The organism is Butyrivibrio sp. VCD2006, assembly GCF_000423925.1.
In the GTDB taxonomy this organism is placed as follows: Bacteria; Bacillota; Clostridia; order Lachnospirales; family Lachnospiraceae; genus Butyrivibrio.
In genome coordinates, this window is record NZ_AUIX01000027.1 from 46042 (window position 1) to 63223 (window position 17182).

A 17182-nucleotide genomic window follows, 5' to 3' on the forward strand; every position below is an offset into this window, starting at 1 on the left:
ATTTGATGAATATTGCCTATTTTGAGGGCTTTTTTGGGATTATTACATGAAGGTTTAAAGTGTTATATGTGAAAAATTACCAAAAAAGGGGAATGCGGTTAGTGTAAGTATACAATATTTACAATGAAAACTGATTATGTATTGACCTTAGGTATAAATGTGCATAATATATTAACAAAGTTAATATATTAACGGCTGAAACATAAACAAAGTTTTATTAGGGGATGATTATAAATTGGTTAAGAATCCAATAATCAATAACAGTGATCTTAACGAAGCGCATAGAGCTCAGATAGTTAAGATTATTCACCAAAAAGAAAAACAGAATGAAATTTGTTCGAGAGCTGAACTGGCAAAGATGACAGGACTTACACAGGCTTCCATAACAAAAATAGTTGCTCAGCTCATAGATGAAGGAATTGTAATAGAATCCGGAATTGTAAAGGGGAATGGAAATCGACGGGCAATCGGGCTGAAGCTCAACTCGGAAAACAACCTGGTTGTGGGAGTGAAATTTCAAAGACATATGTACACAATCGGGATGTTTGATATATCCGGCAAGTTCTACGAACAGACAGAAACAGAATTCGATATAGAGAAAGATCCGGCAATCGTCCTGAAGGATATGAAAAAACAAATTCGATATTATCTGGATAAATATGAGGATGTTGTTGCGATTGGAATGGCAGTTCCCGGTCCTTACCTTAGAAATGAAGGACATATAGCAATTGTTTCACGAATGCTTGCCTGGCATGATGTGAATTTTGTAAGGGAATTTGAGAATGAGTTTAGCAAACCGGTTTTCATAGAACAGGATGCTAATGCCGGAGCAATGGCAGAGTGGTGGTTCGGAAATCATAAGAAGCCCATGAATACCCTGGCATATTTCCTGATGGGAGAGGGTGTCGGTTCCGGAATAGTTGTGAATGAAGAGATTCTGCTGGGAAAACTGGGAGCTGCAAGTGAGATCGGACACATAAGTATAGATGTCAACGGACCCAGATGCGAATGTGGGAACTACGGATGCCTGGAGCTTTATTCCTCGACGCAGGCACTGCTTAACAGAGCAAAGAAAGCAGTACCGTCATTATTCACAGATAAAAAGCTGAAGAGAGCTGATGAGTATGAACTCATATTTAAAGCTGCAAGAGATGGCAATGAAGTGGTAACAGAGCTCATGAATGAAATGGCGGGATATATAGCTTATGGATGTGTAACGCTTATAAATTCGTATAATCCGGACATTATAGTTATCGGTGATGTAATTTCCAAGGCATCGGATATTCTTTTACCTGAAATAAAAAGAATCGTTGAGGAGAGAACAATTCCGGAACTGTATTCACAGGTTGATATAGTGATGTCGGAGCTGAGCGTTGACCCTACTCTTTACGGAGCTGCAGCAATTGCAACTGATAAGGTTTTGGGAAAGCCCAGTCAGTATCTTACGGCAAAATAAGTTAAGAAAACTTTTCTTAGATATTTAGCAAACTAGAGGAGGTTGAAGGAAGTAATGAATGAAAATCCTTTAATTCTGGAAATGCGAGGAATTACAAAGGAATTTCCCGGGGTGAAAGCCCTTTCGGATGTAACACTTGAAGTCACAAGAGATTCGATTCACTCCATATGTGGTGAGAACGGTGCCGGAAAGTCTACATTGATGAAAGTTTTGTCAGGAGTTTATCCTTACGGTTCTTATGACGGACAGATAATTTTTGATGGCAGGGAAATGAAGTTCCGAAACATAAAGGAATCTGAACAGGCGGGAATCGCGATTATCCATCAGGAGCTCACGATGATTCCGGAGCTCTCAATTACCGAGAACATTTTCATGGGAAATGAGCTGACAAAGAGTGGTCTTATCGACTGGAATGAACAGCGAAGAAGGACAGTTGAATTGCTGAAAAAGGTTGGACTTTCAGTCAGCCCGGATACACTTATCAAGCATCTTGGTGTAGGTCAGCAGCAGCTTGTAGAGATAGCGAAGGCTCTCTCTAAGAATGTTAAACTGCTGATTCTGGATGAACCTACATCGGCTTTGAACGAAGACGATTCCGCGAACCTCCTTGAACTTATGAGAGGTCTTAAGGAAAAAGGCATAACCTGTATCATGATCTCCCACAAATTGAATGAGATTGCAGCAATTTCAGATGCGGTTACGGTTATCCGTGATGGTCAGACGGTGGAGAGCTACGAGGTAGTAGCAGGACAGGTTGATGAAAACAAGATAATCAAGTCCATGGTTGGACGTTCTATAGAGAACAGATATCCTGAGCATACATCGAATCCTGGTGAGGTGATTTTCGAGGTTAAGGATTGGTGTGTTGAGGATCCCGAAGTCGAAGGCAGAATGGTATGCAAAAATTCATCATTTTATGTAAGAGCAGGTGAGATTGTCGGTTTTGCAGGACTTATGGGTGCCGGAAGAACAGAGCTGATGCGTTCATTATTCGGACGTAACTACGGAATCTACAAGAGCGGAACAATAAAGCTCAAAGGCAAGGAAGTAAAGCTGACATCTGTTGAAGCTGCGATAGAGAATGGCATTGCTTATGTTCCTGAGGATCGTAAGAACCTTGGCCTGAATCTTCTGGACAGCATAAAGAAGACAATTGTTTCAGCCAATATGAAGAAGATACTTACGGGAGGACTTCTTGATTCGGCAAAAGAGCTTGCAGCATCTGAGGAATACAAAAAAGCACTTCGCATTAAATGCAAAGATGTTGGTGTTGGTGTAAGCACCTTATCAGGTGGTAATCAGCAAAAGGTAGTTCTTTCTAAATGGATGTTCACAGAGCCCGACGTGCTGATTCTGGATGAACCTACAAGAGGAATCGATGTAGGTGCTAAATATGAGATTTACAAGCTGATACATGAGCTTGCAGATCAGGGGAAAGCAGTAATTATGGTATCTTCTGAGCTTCCTGAGCTTTTGGGAGTGGTAGACAGAATATACACAATCTTCGAGGGAAGTATAACAGGAGAGCTGATGGCGAGCGAAGCCGATCAGGAATCACTGATGAAGCGAATGACAGTTACATCCGCATAAAAACTAAAAACAATTCAGGAAAGGGTTTTATAGTCATGAAAGTTATAAAAAAGGTTTTAGGGGAAGATCTTCGTCAGTATACGATGGTTCTGGCTCTGGTAGTACTGATCTTGGTTTTCAACATTATATCTGATGGAAGAATGCTTACTTCTTCCAATTTCCAGAATCTCTTGTCAGGTAATGCATATGTCCTGATCCTGGCACTGGGAATGCTAATGGTAATTGTAATAGGACAGATTGATCTGTCAGTTGGTAGTGTGGCAGGATTTGCCGGAATGGTTATGGCAAAGGTCGCACATGATTTCAATCTCAACTGGTTTGTGGCAGTTCTTATAGCTCTGGCAATAGGAGCGCTCGTAGGAGCATGGAACGGATTCTTCCTTGCAAAGCTTGGAATACCCGGATTCATCACAACACTGGGAAGTATGATGATGTTCAGAGGACTGGTTATCTGGATTTCACAGTCAATCTCAGTACCGGCTCCCGATGAACTAAGATTTTTCGGCGCGGGCTACATGCCTGAGTGGGGACCTGCTTTTACAGGAATGAATAACTCAACACTGCTTTTGGGAATTATAGGAATTGTAGCTTTCATTTATTTTGAACTTAGGAAGTACAAGCACTCCGGAGAAATATCCGGACAGAAGCAGCCTATGTGGGCTGTAGTAACCAGAATCGTGCTGGTATCAGCAATTATCGCTTACTTCACATGGTTATATGGCACAGGAAGAGAGGGGACATCATTCCCGATACCCGGACTTATTCTTCTTATTCTGGTTATCGTTTATCACATCATTACACAGAAAACCAGATTTGGTCGTCACATTTATGCAGTAGGTGGAAACAAGAGTGCAGCAGCTCTTTCAGGTGTAAATGTAAGCCGCACATATTTCCTTACTATGATGAATATGTCAATGCTGGCAGCAGTTGCAGGAATTCTTTTCGTTGGAAGATCAACGGCAGCAGGTCCTGCAGACGGAACACAGTGGGAAATGGATGCAATCGCTTCGGTATTTATCGGTGGAGCAGCAGTATCCGGTGGTGTTGGAACCATCCTCGCAACTATGGTCGGTGGAATGGTTATGGCAGTTTTGAACAATGGTCTGATGCTTATGGGTGTAGGTGCTGATAAGACACAGGTTATCAAAGGTCTGGTTCTTCTTCTTGCAGTAGCATTTGATGTTTACAACAAGAAGACAGGAAAGGCATCAATTATAGGAAGACTTTTCCCTTCAAAGGAAACAGAAAAGAAATAAGTTTTTAGAGAAAAATTATTAAGGACAGAAAAACAAAAATATGTAAGGAATCACCTGCAGGTAGCGCTGCCTGCAGGCCTTAAATAAAAAAGGTAATGCTCACTAAGGAGGAGAATTATGCAAAAGAGAAAGATAATGGCAATGATGTTGTCAGTAGTACTTGCAACCACAACACTTGTAGGATGTGGTTCAGGTCGTGAAGGATCAACAAACACATCTGATGAGAAAAAAACTGAAGCTACAACACAAGACACAGCTTCTGATTCTGAAGGCGAAGCTACAGAAACAGCTACCGCTACAGAAGGCTTTGAGGAAGGTGCAACAATAGGCGTTTCACTTCCCTGGCTTGGAACTCAGAACTGGAAAGAAGCTGAGACAATGTTTACAGAAGAACTCGAAAAAGCCGGTTACAAGGCAATAGTTCAGGCGGCTGATCAGAAGGTTCCTCAGCAGCAACAGCAGATCGAGTCCATGATTGAGAATGGTGCTAAGGTTATCGTTGTAGGACCTATCGACGGAACTCAGCTTGGCAGCGTTCTTGAGAAAGCAAAGGATGCAGGTGTTTATGTAATCGGATATGACCGACTTATCGAGAATACAGCGGCAGTAGACGGCGTTGTTCAGTTCGGTAGTGTTCGTACCGGTGAATTACAGGGACAGGCTCTCCTTGATGGCCTTAAGGCTGAGAAAGGCGATGGCCCTTACAACGTAGAGCTCTTTGGTGGCGGCCCTGCTGATCCTAACGCTCCTAATTTCTTTAAGGGTGCTATGTCAGTTCTTCAGCCTGAAATCGATGCAGGTAACATCGTAATTGTATCCGGACAGACAGAGTTCACACAGTGTGCTACTGAGGACTGGGACAATGCAAAGGCTCAGAAGCGTATGGATTCACTTCTTGCAGGTAACTACAGTGACAAGGAAATCGACGGCGTTCTTTCTCCTAACGATGGTATTGCAAGAGCAATCGTTACTGCTTGTGAAGATGCTGGCCAGCCTAATCCTGTAGTAACAGGTCTTGATGCTGAGAACGAGTCAGTTGAATGGGTATGGCAGGGTAAGCAGTACTGCACAGTTGCAAAGCCTACACAGGATCTTGTTGCTAAGTCAATCGAGATCATCAACTCGCTTCAGAAGGGTGAAGGCATGCCCGCTACAGATGTAGCTACTGATAATGGTAAGATTGAAGTTCCGATCTACGAGCTTGATCCCACAGTTGTTAAAAAGGATAACATCAAGGAAGTATTTGCTAACGATCCTGATCGTATGGCTCTTCTGAAAGACTGATAAATAATTAAGAAGACGAGACTGGTGTGAGTATTAGATGCTCTCACCAGTCTTTTTGGTCCATCAATTAGAGGTTATTTATGTATAAAATTATATTTTGTGATGTGGATGGAACATTAGTGAATTCAGAGCACAGGGTAACGGATCTGACCAGAAAAGCAATACTTGATCTTAAGATTCCTTTTGTAATTGTTTCTGCCAGAAGTCCTTCCGGGATATACCCCATTTTGGAAAAAAATGGCTTTGACTCTGCCATTATTGCTTTTAGTGGTGCACTTATTCAGGATGAAGACAGAAATATCATTTACCAAAACGGATTAGAGATACCACTTGCTAAGAGGATAATTGATTTTATTGAATCGGAAAAAATGTCTGTAGCATGGAATATTTTTGCAGGGGATAAATGGATCGTAAAATCCAGGGATGACGCAAGAGTCCGAAGGGAAGAATCCATAGTAGAAGTTAAAGCCTCTGAAGGATCAATTGAATTCTTGAAGGAAGGCGAAGTGGTTCACAAAATCCTGTGCATGTGTAATCCGGATGAAATTGATGATATTGAACTGACCATCAGGAAGCATTTTCCTGAAGTAAATGCTGTTAAATCGTCAGACATCCTTTTGGAAATAATGAATAAGGATGTAAACAAAGCAGATTCTGTAAAAAGGTACTGTGATACCTTAAATATTGACACTGACGAAGTGGTAGCATTCGGTGATAACTATAATGATGTTGAAATGCTTGATTTGGCGGGTCTGGGCGTCCTTATGGGCAATGCACCTGATGAATTAAAGAAGCGTTTTGAGCACATCACAGAGGACAATGACCATGATGGGATTGCGAAGGTGCTGAAGTTACTGTGATTTGAGTCAGGGGGCAGTCAGGGACCAGTCGAGAACCGTCCCCCTGACTGGTCCCCGACTGGTCGCTGACTTCCCCTGACTCTCTTAAAAGTAGCAAGAATTGGTATGTTTACGACAATATTGTTTAAGAGTTTAAAGCTCCTTGTGTGTTACATTCTAATATGTAATGCATGAGGGGCTTTTTAATACAGAGTTTTGGGGTAAAGAGAGGTATTTAATATGGCGCAAAATGCTAAGGTTACAGTGCACCCGGCCTATAAAGTGGGTGATATTTCGGAAAAGCTCTTTTCGGCTTTCCTTGAGCCGATTGGAACAATGGTAAACGGAACCATGTTTAATCCCAAGCATCCTACGGCTGATGAGCAGGGATTCAGAAGAGACTTTATTGATGCATTGAAACTCACAGGACTTCCTGCAGTCAGGATGCCGGGAGGTAATTTTGTTTCTGCATGGCAGTGGAAGGATTCGATTGGTCCTATGGAGGACAGAAAGACTCACCTGGATCCTGCGTGGCATCAGTATATTTTAAATGATGTGGGACATGATGAATATCTGCAGTGGGCTGAAAAGGTGGGAACAGAGCCTCTTTACACAGTTAATATGGGTACAGGAACAATCCAGGATGCAATGGATCTTGTGGAATATACCAACCATGAAGGTGGCACCTACTGGTCAGACCTTCGTAAGAAGAATGGCCACGAAGATCCTTATAATGTAAAGATGTGGTATCTTGGCAATGAGATGGATGGTCCCTGGCAGCTTGGTGCATGGGATAAGAATCCTGAAGGCTATGGACATAAGGTTCTTGAAACTTCAAAGGCGATAAAGTGGATTGATGAATCAATTAAGACGGCAGTGTGCGGATCATCAGCTCCCTTCATGGAGGGATTCCCTGCATGGGATCAGGAAGTTTTGGACAAGTGCTACGACGTAGTTGATTATGTATCTATTCATCACTATCATAGTGCAGAACCCGGAGACATCAAGGCACTTCTTGGTGGTTCTTTATATTATGAAGACTTCATCAATACTGAGATTGCGATGATTGACTATGTGGCTTCCAAGCACAGATCACCCAAGCAGGTGATGCTCTCCTTTGATGAGTATGGAGCAATGCAGAGACCCCTTCAGCCATTGCACCCCGGCTATGGCAGATACAATATGGCGAGAAACCACTATCGTTTCGATCCTGAGAGAAGATATATTCTGCATGATCCTGACAATATGCCTGATCGTCAGTTCCCGGGCGGTGATATGATCCATGCACTTTCCATGGCATCTATTCAGCTTGCACTTCTAAGGCACGCTGACAGAGTTAAGATAGGTTGCATGACAGGCGGACTTTCAGCACTTGCTGCTTCAAACCACGATCACGTTTGGAGATCTGCTTCTCACTATGTATATATGCAGCTCATGGAATATGCCAAGGGAGTATCCCTTGATACTAAGGTTGAATCTGAGACCTACGATATGCCCGGCTATGCCATCGAGGATACATCACAGTACACCGGAAAAGAGGGCGTTAACTATATTGATGCTGCCAGCGCATGGGATGCAGAAAATAAGAGACTTACAGTATTTGTTATCAACAGAAATGAAGATGCAGAATATCCTCTCACAGTTGACCTTAAGGGCTTTGAGGGCTATAAACCTGTAGCAGCTTATAGCATGCATACAGATGATATGGAATTAAAGAACACCTATGAGAACGATGAGCGCATTGCTCCTGAAAAGGAAGAAAACTACAAGTTTGAAAACGGCGAGTTCAAGCAGTATGTAAAGCCTCTTTCCTGGAACGTGTATGTGTTTGAAGGCTGAGGGATGGGGTTATAGGACCAAAATGAAAGTGGTCTACAAACCCTCACCACCAAAGGTGGCCTTTAAAGTGCCACAAAAAGTGTCAGGTACGCTTATGCTCCTTAGTTGCAGCAAGGAGCGGGATAAGAGTGAGGAGCACTATAATCACTCCTGCAAGGAATAGCGTATTTGTGGGTAAATACTCGGTAAAACCATATTCATCCACGAATTCGCCACTTCTTTTTATAATAGGATTAGAAATTAAAGGTGCTACTACCATGGGGATCAGGACATAGAATATGATTCTGATCCCTTCAAATTGTCCGCGGGCATCCTCGGGGTAAAGTCTTTTTGACCACACTGTGACTGTTTGTAAGAACAGGATGTAGCCGATTCCCACGAACAGAACGCCTGCAAGAAGATGCGGATTCCAGATGCTATCGGGATTGACATTTGATGGCGATACCATAAGACCTATGATCAGAAGTCCGATAGAATTAACCAAAAGGGAGGAAAGCACTATAAGCGATGATTTGTCTGCCTGAATTAGTTTAATAGCAGGGATAGTGGTCAGCATTGCCACAAGAAGTCCTATGCCTTCAATGAGCCCCATGGTGTCAGCAGTAAATCCAAGATAATAGATCATGAAATTTCCAAGATGAGAAAAATACACATTGAAGGATATGAAGTAAACAGCCAGCATGAGGTTTACAAATACAAGCTCTCTGTGTTTAAGATACTCTTTTACGTTGAATATAGAAAAGAATTGTTCTGAGAAGGTGCCTTTTATAGAAGGCATGAGATTTTCAGAATCCTTCATGCAAAACAAAGAAAACAGACCCAGGATAATGACGCTTCCACCAATAACGGTAAAGAGGCGCATGTAATTATCGTCAGCGCCAACAAGAAGACCACCAAGGATTGTGCCGACAATAGTGCCTATTACAGGCTGCACGGCGATGGCAGCTCCAAGAGCACCGGCGTTTTGCATAGTCATATGATCGTTTATCCATGCATTGAATCCGATATCATTTCCCATGGATCCAAAGAAACTCATAATAGCATCAGCTGCTATCACGGCGAAGGCAACACCGATGATAGAGCTTTTTTCATTTCCGGACGTCTTAATGAATTCTGTTGTACCGAAAAGAATTGTAAAAATTCCCCAGAGAATATAGCCGATAGAAACAAGACTTTTGCGGTTTTCTTTTCTGTCTGAGATGCAGCCAAAAAGAAAGGTTGAAACAGTAGTGGCGGCAGCCGATATTGCAAGCATCCAGGAAATAATTGTGGGATCCTTAGCAATTTTGGCGTAGACGAATGTGTTAAACCACTGGTTTTCCATGTTCCAGCACAGCTGCCCTGCAAGTCCCAATAGCCAGATAAGTGACCAGAATGTAACTTTTTCTCTTGAAGATTCTGTATTCATATTGTTATTCCCCCACATGTGCTTATATGTTTTCTCAAGGTCAGTGTGCTGAAACGGTAATTTATAAAACTATCATCTTATCAAATTTATATATAGATTTTACAATAATCAGAGAGATTTTTACAAAATAGTTGTGGCATGCTAATATTACTTAGTTTTATGGCATGAAAAAACACACTTGGGATTTAGCCCAAATTAAAAAATTTTAAAGTAAATATGGCAGAGGCTTATGAATATTTTAAATGTAGAAAACGTATCAAAATCATATATGTCAAAGCCTGTTCTTAGTGGGATTTCCGTAGGAATAAGCGACACAGACAAAATTGGCGTGGTAGGTACCAATGGAACTGGTAAATCAACACTTCTTTCCATTGTTGCAGGAGTGACTTCACCAGATAGCGGGAAGGTCATAGTAAGTAATGGCCTTCGTATTTCATATCTTCCACAGAATCCTGAATTTGATACGGATAAGACCCTGCTTCAGAACATCGCAGACAAAATCTATGCAGGTGGTGACCACTGGGATAAAATGGGCGAAATAAAGGCTAACCTCGCCAAATTCGGAATCGATGATCCTGAGTGCAAATCATCCATATTGTCAGGCGGACAGAAGAAAAGAGCTGCTCTTGTTGCTGCTATCATGACGCCTTCTGATCTTTTGATTTTGGATGAGCCTACTAACCATCTTGATTCTGATATGATCGAGTGGCTTGAGGATTTCCTGCAGCACTTTAGAGGCGCACTTCTTATGATAACCCACGACAGATATTTCCTTGATGAGGTGACTAATTCAATCCTGGAAATTGACAAGGGTAGTGTGTATCGATATGAATCCAATTATTCGGGATTTCTTGAGCTAAAACAGCAGCGCCTTGATTACGAGCAGGCTGCCGAGAGAAAAGCGGCTTCTCTTTACAGAAAGGATCTGGCCTGGATGCTTAGAGGTGCGAGAGCGAGGTCTACCAAGCAGAAGGCTCATATCCAGAGATTTGAAGCACTCCGCGACAGGCAGCGTCCTGAGGAAGAGAGACAGATTGAGCTTTCTTCGCTTCCTACAAGAATGGGAAACAAGACCATAATTCTTGAAGGGATTTCCAAGGCCTATGAAGGCAAAACACTTTTTAAAAACTTTTCATATATATTCAATAAGCTGGACAGAATAGGAATTATCGGACCTAACGGCTGCGGTAAGTCTACTCTTCTTAAATGCATTATTGGTGATGTGACTCCCGATGAAGGAACAGTTGAAATCGGACAGACTATAAAGATTGGTTACTTCGGGCAGGAGAATGAAGCTCTTGATGAAAGTAAGAGGGTGATCGATTACATAAGAGATACGGCGGAATTCATCAGAACAACGGATGGACTTACCTCAGCATCTGTTATGTGCGACAGGTTCCTCTTTAATCCTGAAATGCAGTATGCACCGATTTCCAAGCTTTCAGGTGGTGAAAAGAGAAGACTATATCTTTTGCGGGTTCTTATGGAACAGCCAAATGTAATAATTTTGGACGAGCCTACAAATGACCTGGATATTCAGACCCTCAGAATTCTTGAGGATTATCTGGACGGCTTTGCGGGAATTATCATTACCGTAAGTCATGACAGATACTTTCTTGATCGTGTTGTTACACGCATTTTCGCATTCGAAGAGGACGGAAGTCTTTATCAGAGCGAAGGCGGTTACTCTGATTATCTCCTTCACAAAAAAGAAGAAGGGATTGCTGGAGGAAGCGACTCTGATGCAAAAGGAAAAGCAGCAAAAGGCAGCAATGCAGCCTCCGGTGACAGTAATGCTCAAGCTGAAAATATGACTGCCAAGGGCAAATACCGCGCTCCAAGAGAGAAGACCAAACTCTCATTTAAGGAGCAGAAGGAGTATGATAACATAGAATCAGAAATAGAAGCGCTTGAGGAAAAGAGCGCAGAACTTGAAACTCAGATAGCACAGGCGGCTACCGACTATCCAAAGCTCATGGCACTCAGTAAAGAAAAAGAAGAAGTGGATGCCGAGATAGAGAGAAAAATGGACAGGTACGTCGAGCTTCAGGAGATGGTTGATAGCTTTCAGAATAATAAATAGATATACATTGAATTGTCATTTCCTTTATGTCATGCTGTATCTGGACAACTAAAAGGGTATTATGGGAATATATGGATAGATAGTACCAAATGAGAGGACTTATTTAACAATTACTATGAGTACGATACGGTTTTGTGGCAGCTCCGACGGAAGCAAAAGTCTGTTGGAAATCATGAGAGAGAAAGAATATCGTATCCATGCTGACTGCAGTGGCCTTGGCACCTGCGGAAAATGCAGGGTACGATTTATTTCTGATACACCAAAGCCGACGGATACAGAAAAGAAACATTTATCAGAAAAGGCTCTGAGCGAGGGCATTCGTCTTGCGTGTCAGACAAAGGTCAGCGGAGATTTCACAGTTGAGATGGATGACTTGGATGATGCCATGGAGATTGCATCAATCAAGGGCAGCTATGCGGAGGAGATTGCATCAATCGAGGGCAGCGATACTGAGGAGATTGCATCAATCGAGGACAGCGATGTGGAGGTAATGCCTCGTAATCCGGTGGTGGCTATAGATATTGGTACCACCACCCTGGTGGCAGCACTCCTTGATCCTGGCCGCAGAAAAATCATTAAAGCGGTAACAGGGGTTAACCATCAGCGTAGCTTTGGCGCAGATGTGATATCCAGAATTCAGGCAGCCAATCAGGGGAACGGCGCTGAACTTAAGGAATTGATACACAGTGATATCAGAAATCTTTTATCTTCTCTTGGCGTGGATGAAACTGTACCTGAAATTATTACCGCCAACACAACCATGCAGCATCTATGGCAGGGGCTTTCCTGTGAAACTCTCGGCGTAGCGCCTTATACTCCTGTGGACATAAGCTGCAGAACTATAGAAGGCTGTACACTCCTTCCCGGCATAAGTACATATGTGGGAGCTGACATTGTAAGCGGCATTGTGGCAGCAAAAATGGACCAGTCTGAAAAGCCCTGCATTCTGATTGACCTAGGCACCAATGGTGAGATGGCTATAGGAAACAGAGATAAGATCATGGTCGCAAGCACTGCTGCTGGACCTGCCTTTGAGGGTGGAAACATTTCCTGTGGCACTGCAGGGATCCCCGGAGCTATAAGCGGCATCACTATCGAAAGGGGAGCTATAAAATACGAAACTATCGGAGGTCTTACCCCGGTTGGACTTTGCGGCTCGGGTGTTGTTGAGATTGTCTATGAGCTTCTAAAGGAGGAGCTTATCGATGATATTGGACTTCTTGATGATGCTGTAGATGAAGATGGTTTCAGAATCGCAGATCAGGTCTTTTTCACACAGAAGGATATAAGAGAGGTTCAATTAGCAAAGGCTGCAATCAGAGCCGGACTTGAAACACTTTTGCAGGCATACGGAATTGGTTACGATCAGGTAGACACACTCTATTTGGCAGGGGGCTTTGGCTTGAAGATTAATCTGGAAAAAGCCTGCGCAATCGGACTCCTTCCAAGAAAGCTTCTGAATCGTACCAAGGCTGTGGGAAATACATCGCTCAAGGGTGCTGCTTTGTATGCATTTGATGAAGGAATACGTGACAGATTCATAAGGGTTGCTTCCTCTTCAGAGGAGGTCAGTCTTGCTGATAGCGGAGTCTTTCAGGAAAAATACATGGAGCAGATGTACTTTGAAACTATGTGATCGGAGCTATCTGCATCGTGTGCCTAAAAACAGAAGAGTGATATGGCAAGATAAATATCGTGGGTCTAAGGAAGCTTTGGGGAGAAGATATGGTATATAGAAAAAAGAATTTCTTTTTGGGGCAGCTTGATAATATTGAGTTTGTCGTTGTTCTAACCAGGTACCAGAATAAATGGGTATTTTGCTGGCATAAGAAAAGGAAAAGCTACGAGAATCCGGGAGGCCATGTAGAGCAGGGAGAAACAGCGATGCAGGCAGCAAGACGCGAGCTGTATGAAGAAACCGGAATTACCGACTGCGAGATCATCCCGCTCTGGGATTATGAGCAGCCTTGGGATGATGAAATCCATAGGAATAATGGACGTTTTTATCTTGCTATCGTGAATTCTCTTGGTGAACTTCCCGAGAGCGAAATGGAAAAGATTGAGCTTTTTGACGAAGTACCCGAGAACTTCACTTATGACAGAGAAGATGCTTTAAGCGATTTTGAGATGGCTTCAAATATGCTAAAGGCATGGGAAAGGAAATAATTATTCCTCATAATAGGCCGCAAACCTCGTCCTCAAGAGGTGAATGGATTTTAGTAAATTTTAAATAACGAATACAATTAAATGCTGGAAAGACAGGTAATACAAGGTGAAATAAATAATTCATTTCAACGCAGAGTTTTTTAATAATAATTTAAGAGATATTTACTTATGAGAATTTGCGGAATTTAGTAAAATGGTTGTGGTAATCTAGTTAACATAAACCATTTATCTCAGGAGGTAATTATCAATGAATAAAAAATCTGCTTTTGAAGTATACCTGTCTGCGGTTTTTAAATGGGGTATTACTGCACTGGTATCGGCCTGTATGTTTGCTACAGCAATGTTCATAGTAGAAAAGACAATTGGCTTTTATCAGGTTATCCCTTGGATCGCAGTAATAATTTTCGGTATCATGGATGTGTGTTTCTTTATTACAGGAATGCTGATTCTTAAGTCTTCATTTGATGAAGATGGATATTTAAAAGATGGAAAACTTCAAATAGGAAAGATTTTCTGCTCAGTTGTTCTTATCCTTCAGTGGAACTACATTATTTACATGGTTCCGACCAGAACATTCTGGGGATTTTTATGTTTCTTCCTGATACTTATCGGATTCTTTATGGATATTAAGCTACTGTCCGTTACCGGCAGTATTTGTATTGTTTCTATGTTTATTGCATGGTTTGTCAGAGGCACAGCTCTTTTGCCAGTAAAAGACGAACTCTTTATTACAGATGTAATCATGTGTGTTGTAGGCCTTGTGCTTTCGTTAGCCGGCCTTGTAATGTTCTTATTCTTTGTTTCACACTTTTTGATTACTGCCAAAAAGGATGAGCTTGAAGAGAACAACAGGCGTGTTACAGGTGTTATGGATGCTGTTCGTTCAATATCTTCCAAGATGGTAACTGCAGGAACAACTCTTTTGGATATCTCATCAAGTGAGAGCGCTTCAGCAGAAGAGCTATCAGCAACAAGTGATGAGCTTGTTAAAAACAGTAATATTCTTGGTAATAAAGCAGATGAGAGTATGGCAAACTTGTCAGAGCTTAATGATTGCGCAAGCATTGTAGAAGAAAATGTTGAGACTGTTGAGAAGACATCTGACAACCTTCTTAAGAAGTCAAAAGAAAATGAGAAATCATTAAATGATCTTCAGGGAATAAATTCTGAAGTTTCTGATTCTATGGCAGTTACAACAGATATTGCAGACAGACTTCTAAAGGCAGTAGAAGAAATTGGAACAACGCTTGAACTTATTCAGGGAATTTCGTCATCAACAAGTCTTCTTGCTCTTAATGCTTCAATTGAGGCCGCAAGAGCGGGTGATGCTGGAAAGGGATTTGCTGTTGTAGCAACTGAAGTTGGTAAGCTTGCAGAAAACACGCAGAGCTCACTTAAGGACGTTGGTGCAATAATTGAAAGAGTTCAGAAGAACGTAGAAGAGATTACAGGACAGGTTGAGATAAATGCCAATAAGCTTGCTGAACAGAATGAACAGTTTAAGACAGTATTTGGCGACATAAGTGAAATGACTACAATGCTGAATGATTCGGTTAATGCAATTGAAGAGATGAATGAGGCACATAAACGCCAGTTAGAAATCATCAAAAAAACTGTTGAGATTAACCAGAATATCGCAGAGAGTATCAGAAGTGAGAACGAGCAGTTTGTGGCTATCAGTACCATGGCTGGAAATAATGCTACAAATACTGAGCATGTTGCACAGCAGGCTAGTGCAATCAATGACATGGTTGATGAGATTAATCGTCTTCTAAATAATTAAAAAGATGTGAGTGTCAAAAGACTGTGCCTTCTAAAAAAGAGGGCACAGTCTTTTTTTATTTAATACGAGGAAATTGCGCCTTAGGGCGATTGTAAAGCAGGAGTCATAACCTGCCGCCGTATTTACTCCTGAAGAAGAGTATAGCGGAAAATTCCGCGTTAATTAATGCAGCGCTGTGCCGGAAAAGTCACTGCATGTTTTTACAAATCCGTCCTGACATGGTAATATATATTCGCTGTGTTAGGACTATTTTTATGTCATAATAGATAAATGGTGCCCGGCGTGGTATTCGGTACAATAAGCTGAGATAACAAATGGCTTAAATAAAGCATTTTTAGAAGGAGATACATAGAAAATGAAACTAGGAATCGTGGGACTTCCGAATGTCGGAAAAAGTACCCTTTTTAATTCACTTACAAACGCAGGAGCACTTGCTGCAAACTATCCTTTTGCAACAATCGATCCTAATGTGGGAATCGTTGCAGTACCGGATAAGAGACTTAAGCTCCTCGGAGACCTCTACAATTCCAAGAAGGTTACACCTGCAACAATCGAGTTCGTTGATATTGCAGGACTTGTTAAAGGTGCATCTAAGGGTGAAGGACTTGGAAACCAGTTCCTTGCTAACATTCGTGAGACAGATGCTATTGTACATGTTGTAAGATGCTTCGAGGATCCTAACGTTGTACACGTAGACGGAAGCGTTGATCCTGCCAGAGATATCGATACAATCAACCTTGAGCTTGTATTTGCTGATCTTGAAGTGCTTGAGAGAAGAATTGCAAAAACAACCAAGGCTGCAAGAATGGATAAGACAGCAGCTAAGGAGCTTGAGCTTCTTAATAAGATCAAGGAGGTTCTTGAGTCAGGTAAGATGGCAAGAGAGCTTGAGCTTGACGACGAGGATGAGAAGGCTCTTATGAATACATATGATCTTCTCACATGGAAGCCTGTTATTTATGCAGCAAATGTTAAGGATGATGATCTTGCAGATGATGGTGCTTCTAACCAGTATGTTGCAGCTGTTCGTGAGCTTGCAGCAAAGTCAGGCAGCGAAGTATTTGTTATCAGCGCTCAGATTGAAGCTGAGATTTCCGAGCTTGAAGCTGATGAGAAGGCTGAGTTCCTTGAGAGCCTTGGTCTTACAGAGTCAGGTCTTGATAAGCTTATCGCAGCAAGCTACAGAACTCTTGGACTTATGAGCTTCCTTACATCAGGTGAGGACGAGACAAGAGCTTGGACTATTAAAATCGGAACAAAGGCACCTCAGGCAGCAGGTAAAATTCATACAGATTTTGAGCGTGGATTCATCAAAGCTGAAGTAATCAATTATGAAGATCTTCTTCGTGAAGGCTCCATTGCAGCCGCAAAAGAAAAGGGCCTTGTCCGCATGGAAGGTAAAGAATATGTCGTTCAGGACGGCGATGTAATCTTATTTAGATTCAACGTGTGATCCGATAAAGCATCAAAAAAGTAAA

General features: G+C 42.0%; 12 protein-coding genes. 11 read left to right on the plus strand and 1 reads right to left on the minus strand.

Annotation, left to right across the window (positions count from 1 at the left end; translation table 11 throughout):
• Positions 1-235 precede the first annotated feature (235 nt).
• The 6 genes from G586_RS0111620 (at position 236) to G586_RS0111645 (ending at position 8264) form a co-directional block, all read left to right on the plus strand.
• Positions 236-1456 (plus strand): ROK family transcriptional regulator, encoded by a 1221-nt coding sequence (locus tag G586_RS0111620; protein ID WP_026527891.1) that lies wholly within the window; start codon positions 236-238, stop codon positions 1454-1456.
• Between the two features lie 54 nt (positions 1457-1510).
• Positions 1511-3046 carry a sugar ABC transporter ATP-binding protein gene (locus tag G586_RS0111625; protein WP_035773126.1) on the plus strand — a complete coding sequence of 512 codons (1536 nt, stop codon included), beginning with the start codon at positions 1511-1513 and terminating at the stop codon, positions 3044-3046.
• Positions 3047-3081: 35 nt separating this feature from the next.
• Positions 3082-4302, plus strand: coding sequence for a sugar ABC transporter permease (locus tag G586_RS0111630; RefSeq protein ID WP_026527893.1), 1221 nt, complete (start codon positions 3082-3084; stop codon positions 4300-4302).
• A gap of 117 nt (positions 4303-4419) precedes the next feature.
• Positions 4420-5586: a substrate-binding domain-containing protein gene (locus tag G586_RS0111635; RefSeq protein ID WP_026527894.1), complete on the plus strand. Its 1167-nt coding sequence runs from the start codon at positions 4420-4422 to the stop codon at positions 5584-5586.
• 80 nt (positions 5587-5666) lie between these two features.
• A complete protein-coding gene (locus G586_RS0111640; protein WP_026527895.1) occupies positions 5667-6446 on the plus strand; it encodes a Cof-type HAD-IIB family hydrolase in 780 nt (259 codons plus the stop codon).
• A gap of 219 nt (positions 6447-6665) precedes the next feature.
• Positions 6666-8264 carry an alpha-L-arabinofuranosidase C-terminal domain-containing protein gene (locus tag G586_RS0111645; RefSeq protein WP_026527896.1) on the plus strand — a complete coding sequence of 533 codons (1599 nt, stop codon included), beginning with the start codon at positions 6666-6668 and terminating at the stop codon, positions 8262-8264.
• An 82-nt stretch (positions 8265-8346) separates the two neighbouring features.
• On the opposite strand, the gene G586_RS22790 is transcribed toward G586_RS0111645, so the two are convergent.
• On the minus strand, positions 8347-9672 hold the full coding sequence (locus tag G586_RS22790; protein ID WP_051204751.1) for an MFS transporter: 1326 nt from the start codon (positions 9670-9672) through the stop codon (positions 8347-8349).
• A gap of 229 nt (positions 9673-9901) precedes the next feature.
• Here G586_RS22790 and G586_RS0111655 point away from each other — a divergent pair, with 229 nt between their 5' ends.
• The 5 genes from G586_RS0111655 (at position 9902) to ychF (ending at position 17157) form a co-directional block, all read left to right on the plus strand.
• A complete protein-coding gene (locus tag G586_RS0111655) occupies positions 9902-11755 on the plus strand; it encodes an ABC-F family ATP-binding cassette domain-containing protein (protein WP_026527897.1) in 1854 nt (617 codons plus the stop codon).
• Positions 11756-11870: 115 nt separating this feature from the next.
• Positions 11871-13391 (plus strand): ASKHA domain-containing protein, encoded by a 1521-nt coding sequence (locus G586_RS0111660; RefSeq protein WP_026527898.1) that lies wholly within the window; start codon positions 11871-11873, stop codon positions 13389-13391.
• Between the two features lie 89 nt (positions 13392-13480).
• On the plus strand, positions 13481-13921 hold the full coding sequence (locus G586_RS0111665) for an NUDIX domain-containing protein (protein ID WP_051204752.1): 441 nt from the start codon (positions 13481-13483) through the stop codon (positions 13919-13921).
• Between the two features lie 247 nt (positions 13922-14168).
• Complete coding sequence (locus G586_RS0111670) at positions 14169-15704, plus strand: methyl-accepting chemotaxis protein (protein ID WP_026527900.1); 1536 nt, start codon at positions 14169-14171, stop codon at positions 15702-15704.
• 355 nt (positions 15705-16059) lie between these two features.
• Positions 16060-17157 carry a redox-regulated ATPase YchF gene (gene ychF / locus G586_RS0111675; protein WP_026527901.1) on the plus strand — a complete coding sequence of 366 codons (1098 nt, stop codon included), beginning with the start codon at positions 16060-16062 and terminating at the stop codon, positions 17155-17157.
• Positions 17158-17182 lie beyond the last annotated feature (25 nt).

Bases quoted from the DNA above. Each gene is read 5' to 3' on its own strand.
- G586_RS0111660 (WP_026527898.1), top strand. From the start codon at position 11,871: ATGAGTACGATACGGTTTTGTGGCAGCTCCGACGGAAGCAAAAGTCTG.
- G586_RS0111670 (WP_026527900.1), top strand. From the start codon at position 14,169: ATGAATAAAAAATCTGCTTTTGAAGTATACCTGTCTGCGGTTTTTAAA.
- ychF (WP_026527901.1), top strand. From the start codon at position 16,060: ATGAAACTAGGAATCGTGGGACTTCCGAATGTCGGAAAAAGTACCCTT.
- G586_RS0111640 (WP_026527895.1), top strand. From the start codon at position 5,667: ATGTATAAAATTATATTTTGTGATGTGGATGGAACATTAGTGAATTCA.
- G586_RS22790 (WP_051204751.1), bottom strand. From the start codon at position 9,672: ATGAATACAGAATCTTCAAGAGAAAAAGTTACATTCTGGTCACTTATC.
- G586_RS0111635 (WP_026527894.1), top strand. From the start codon at position 4,420: ATGCAAAAGAGAAAGATAATGGCAATGATGTTGTCAGTAGTACTTGCA.
- G586_RS0111665 (WP_051204752.1), top strand. From the start codon at position 13,481: ATGGTATATAGAAAAAAGAATTTCTTTTTGGGGCAGCTTGATAATATT.
- G586_RS0111625 (WP_035773126.1), top strand. From the start codon at position 1,511: ATGAATGAAAATCCTTTAATTCTGGAAATGCGAGGAATTACAAAGGAA.
- G586_RS0111645 (WP_026527896.1), top strand. From the start codon at position 6,666: ATGGCGCAAAATGCTAAGGTTACAGTGCACCCGGCCTATAAAGTGGGT.
- G586_RS0111655 (WP_026527897.1), top strand. From the start codon at position 9,902: ATGAATATTTTAAATGTAGAAAACGTATCAAAATCATATATGTCAAAG.
- G586_RS0111630 (WP_026527893.1), top strand. From the start codon at position 3,082: ATGAAAGTTATAAAAAAGGTTTTAGGGGAAGATCTTCGTCAGTATACG.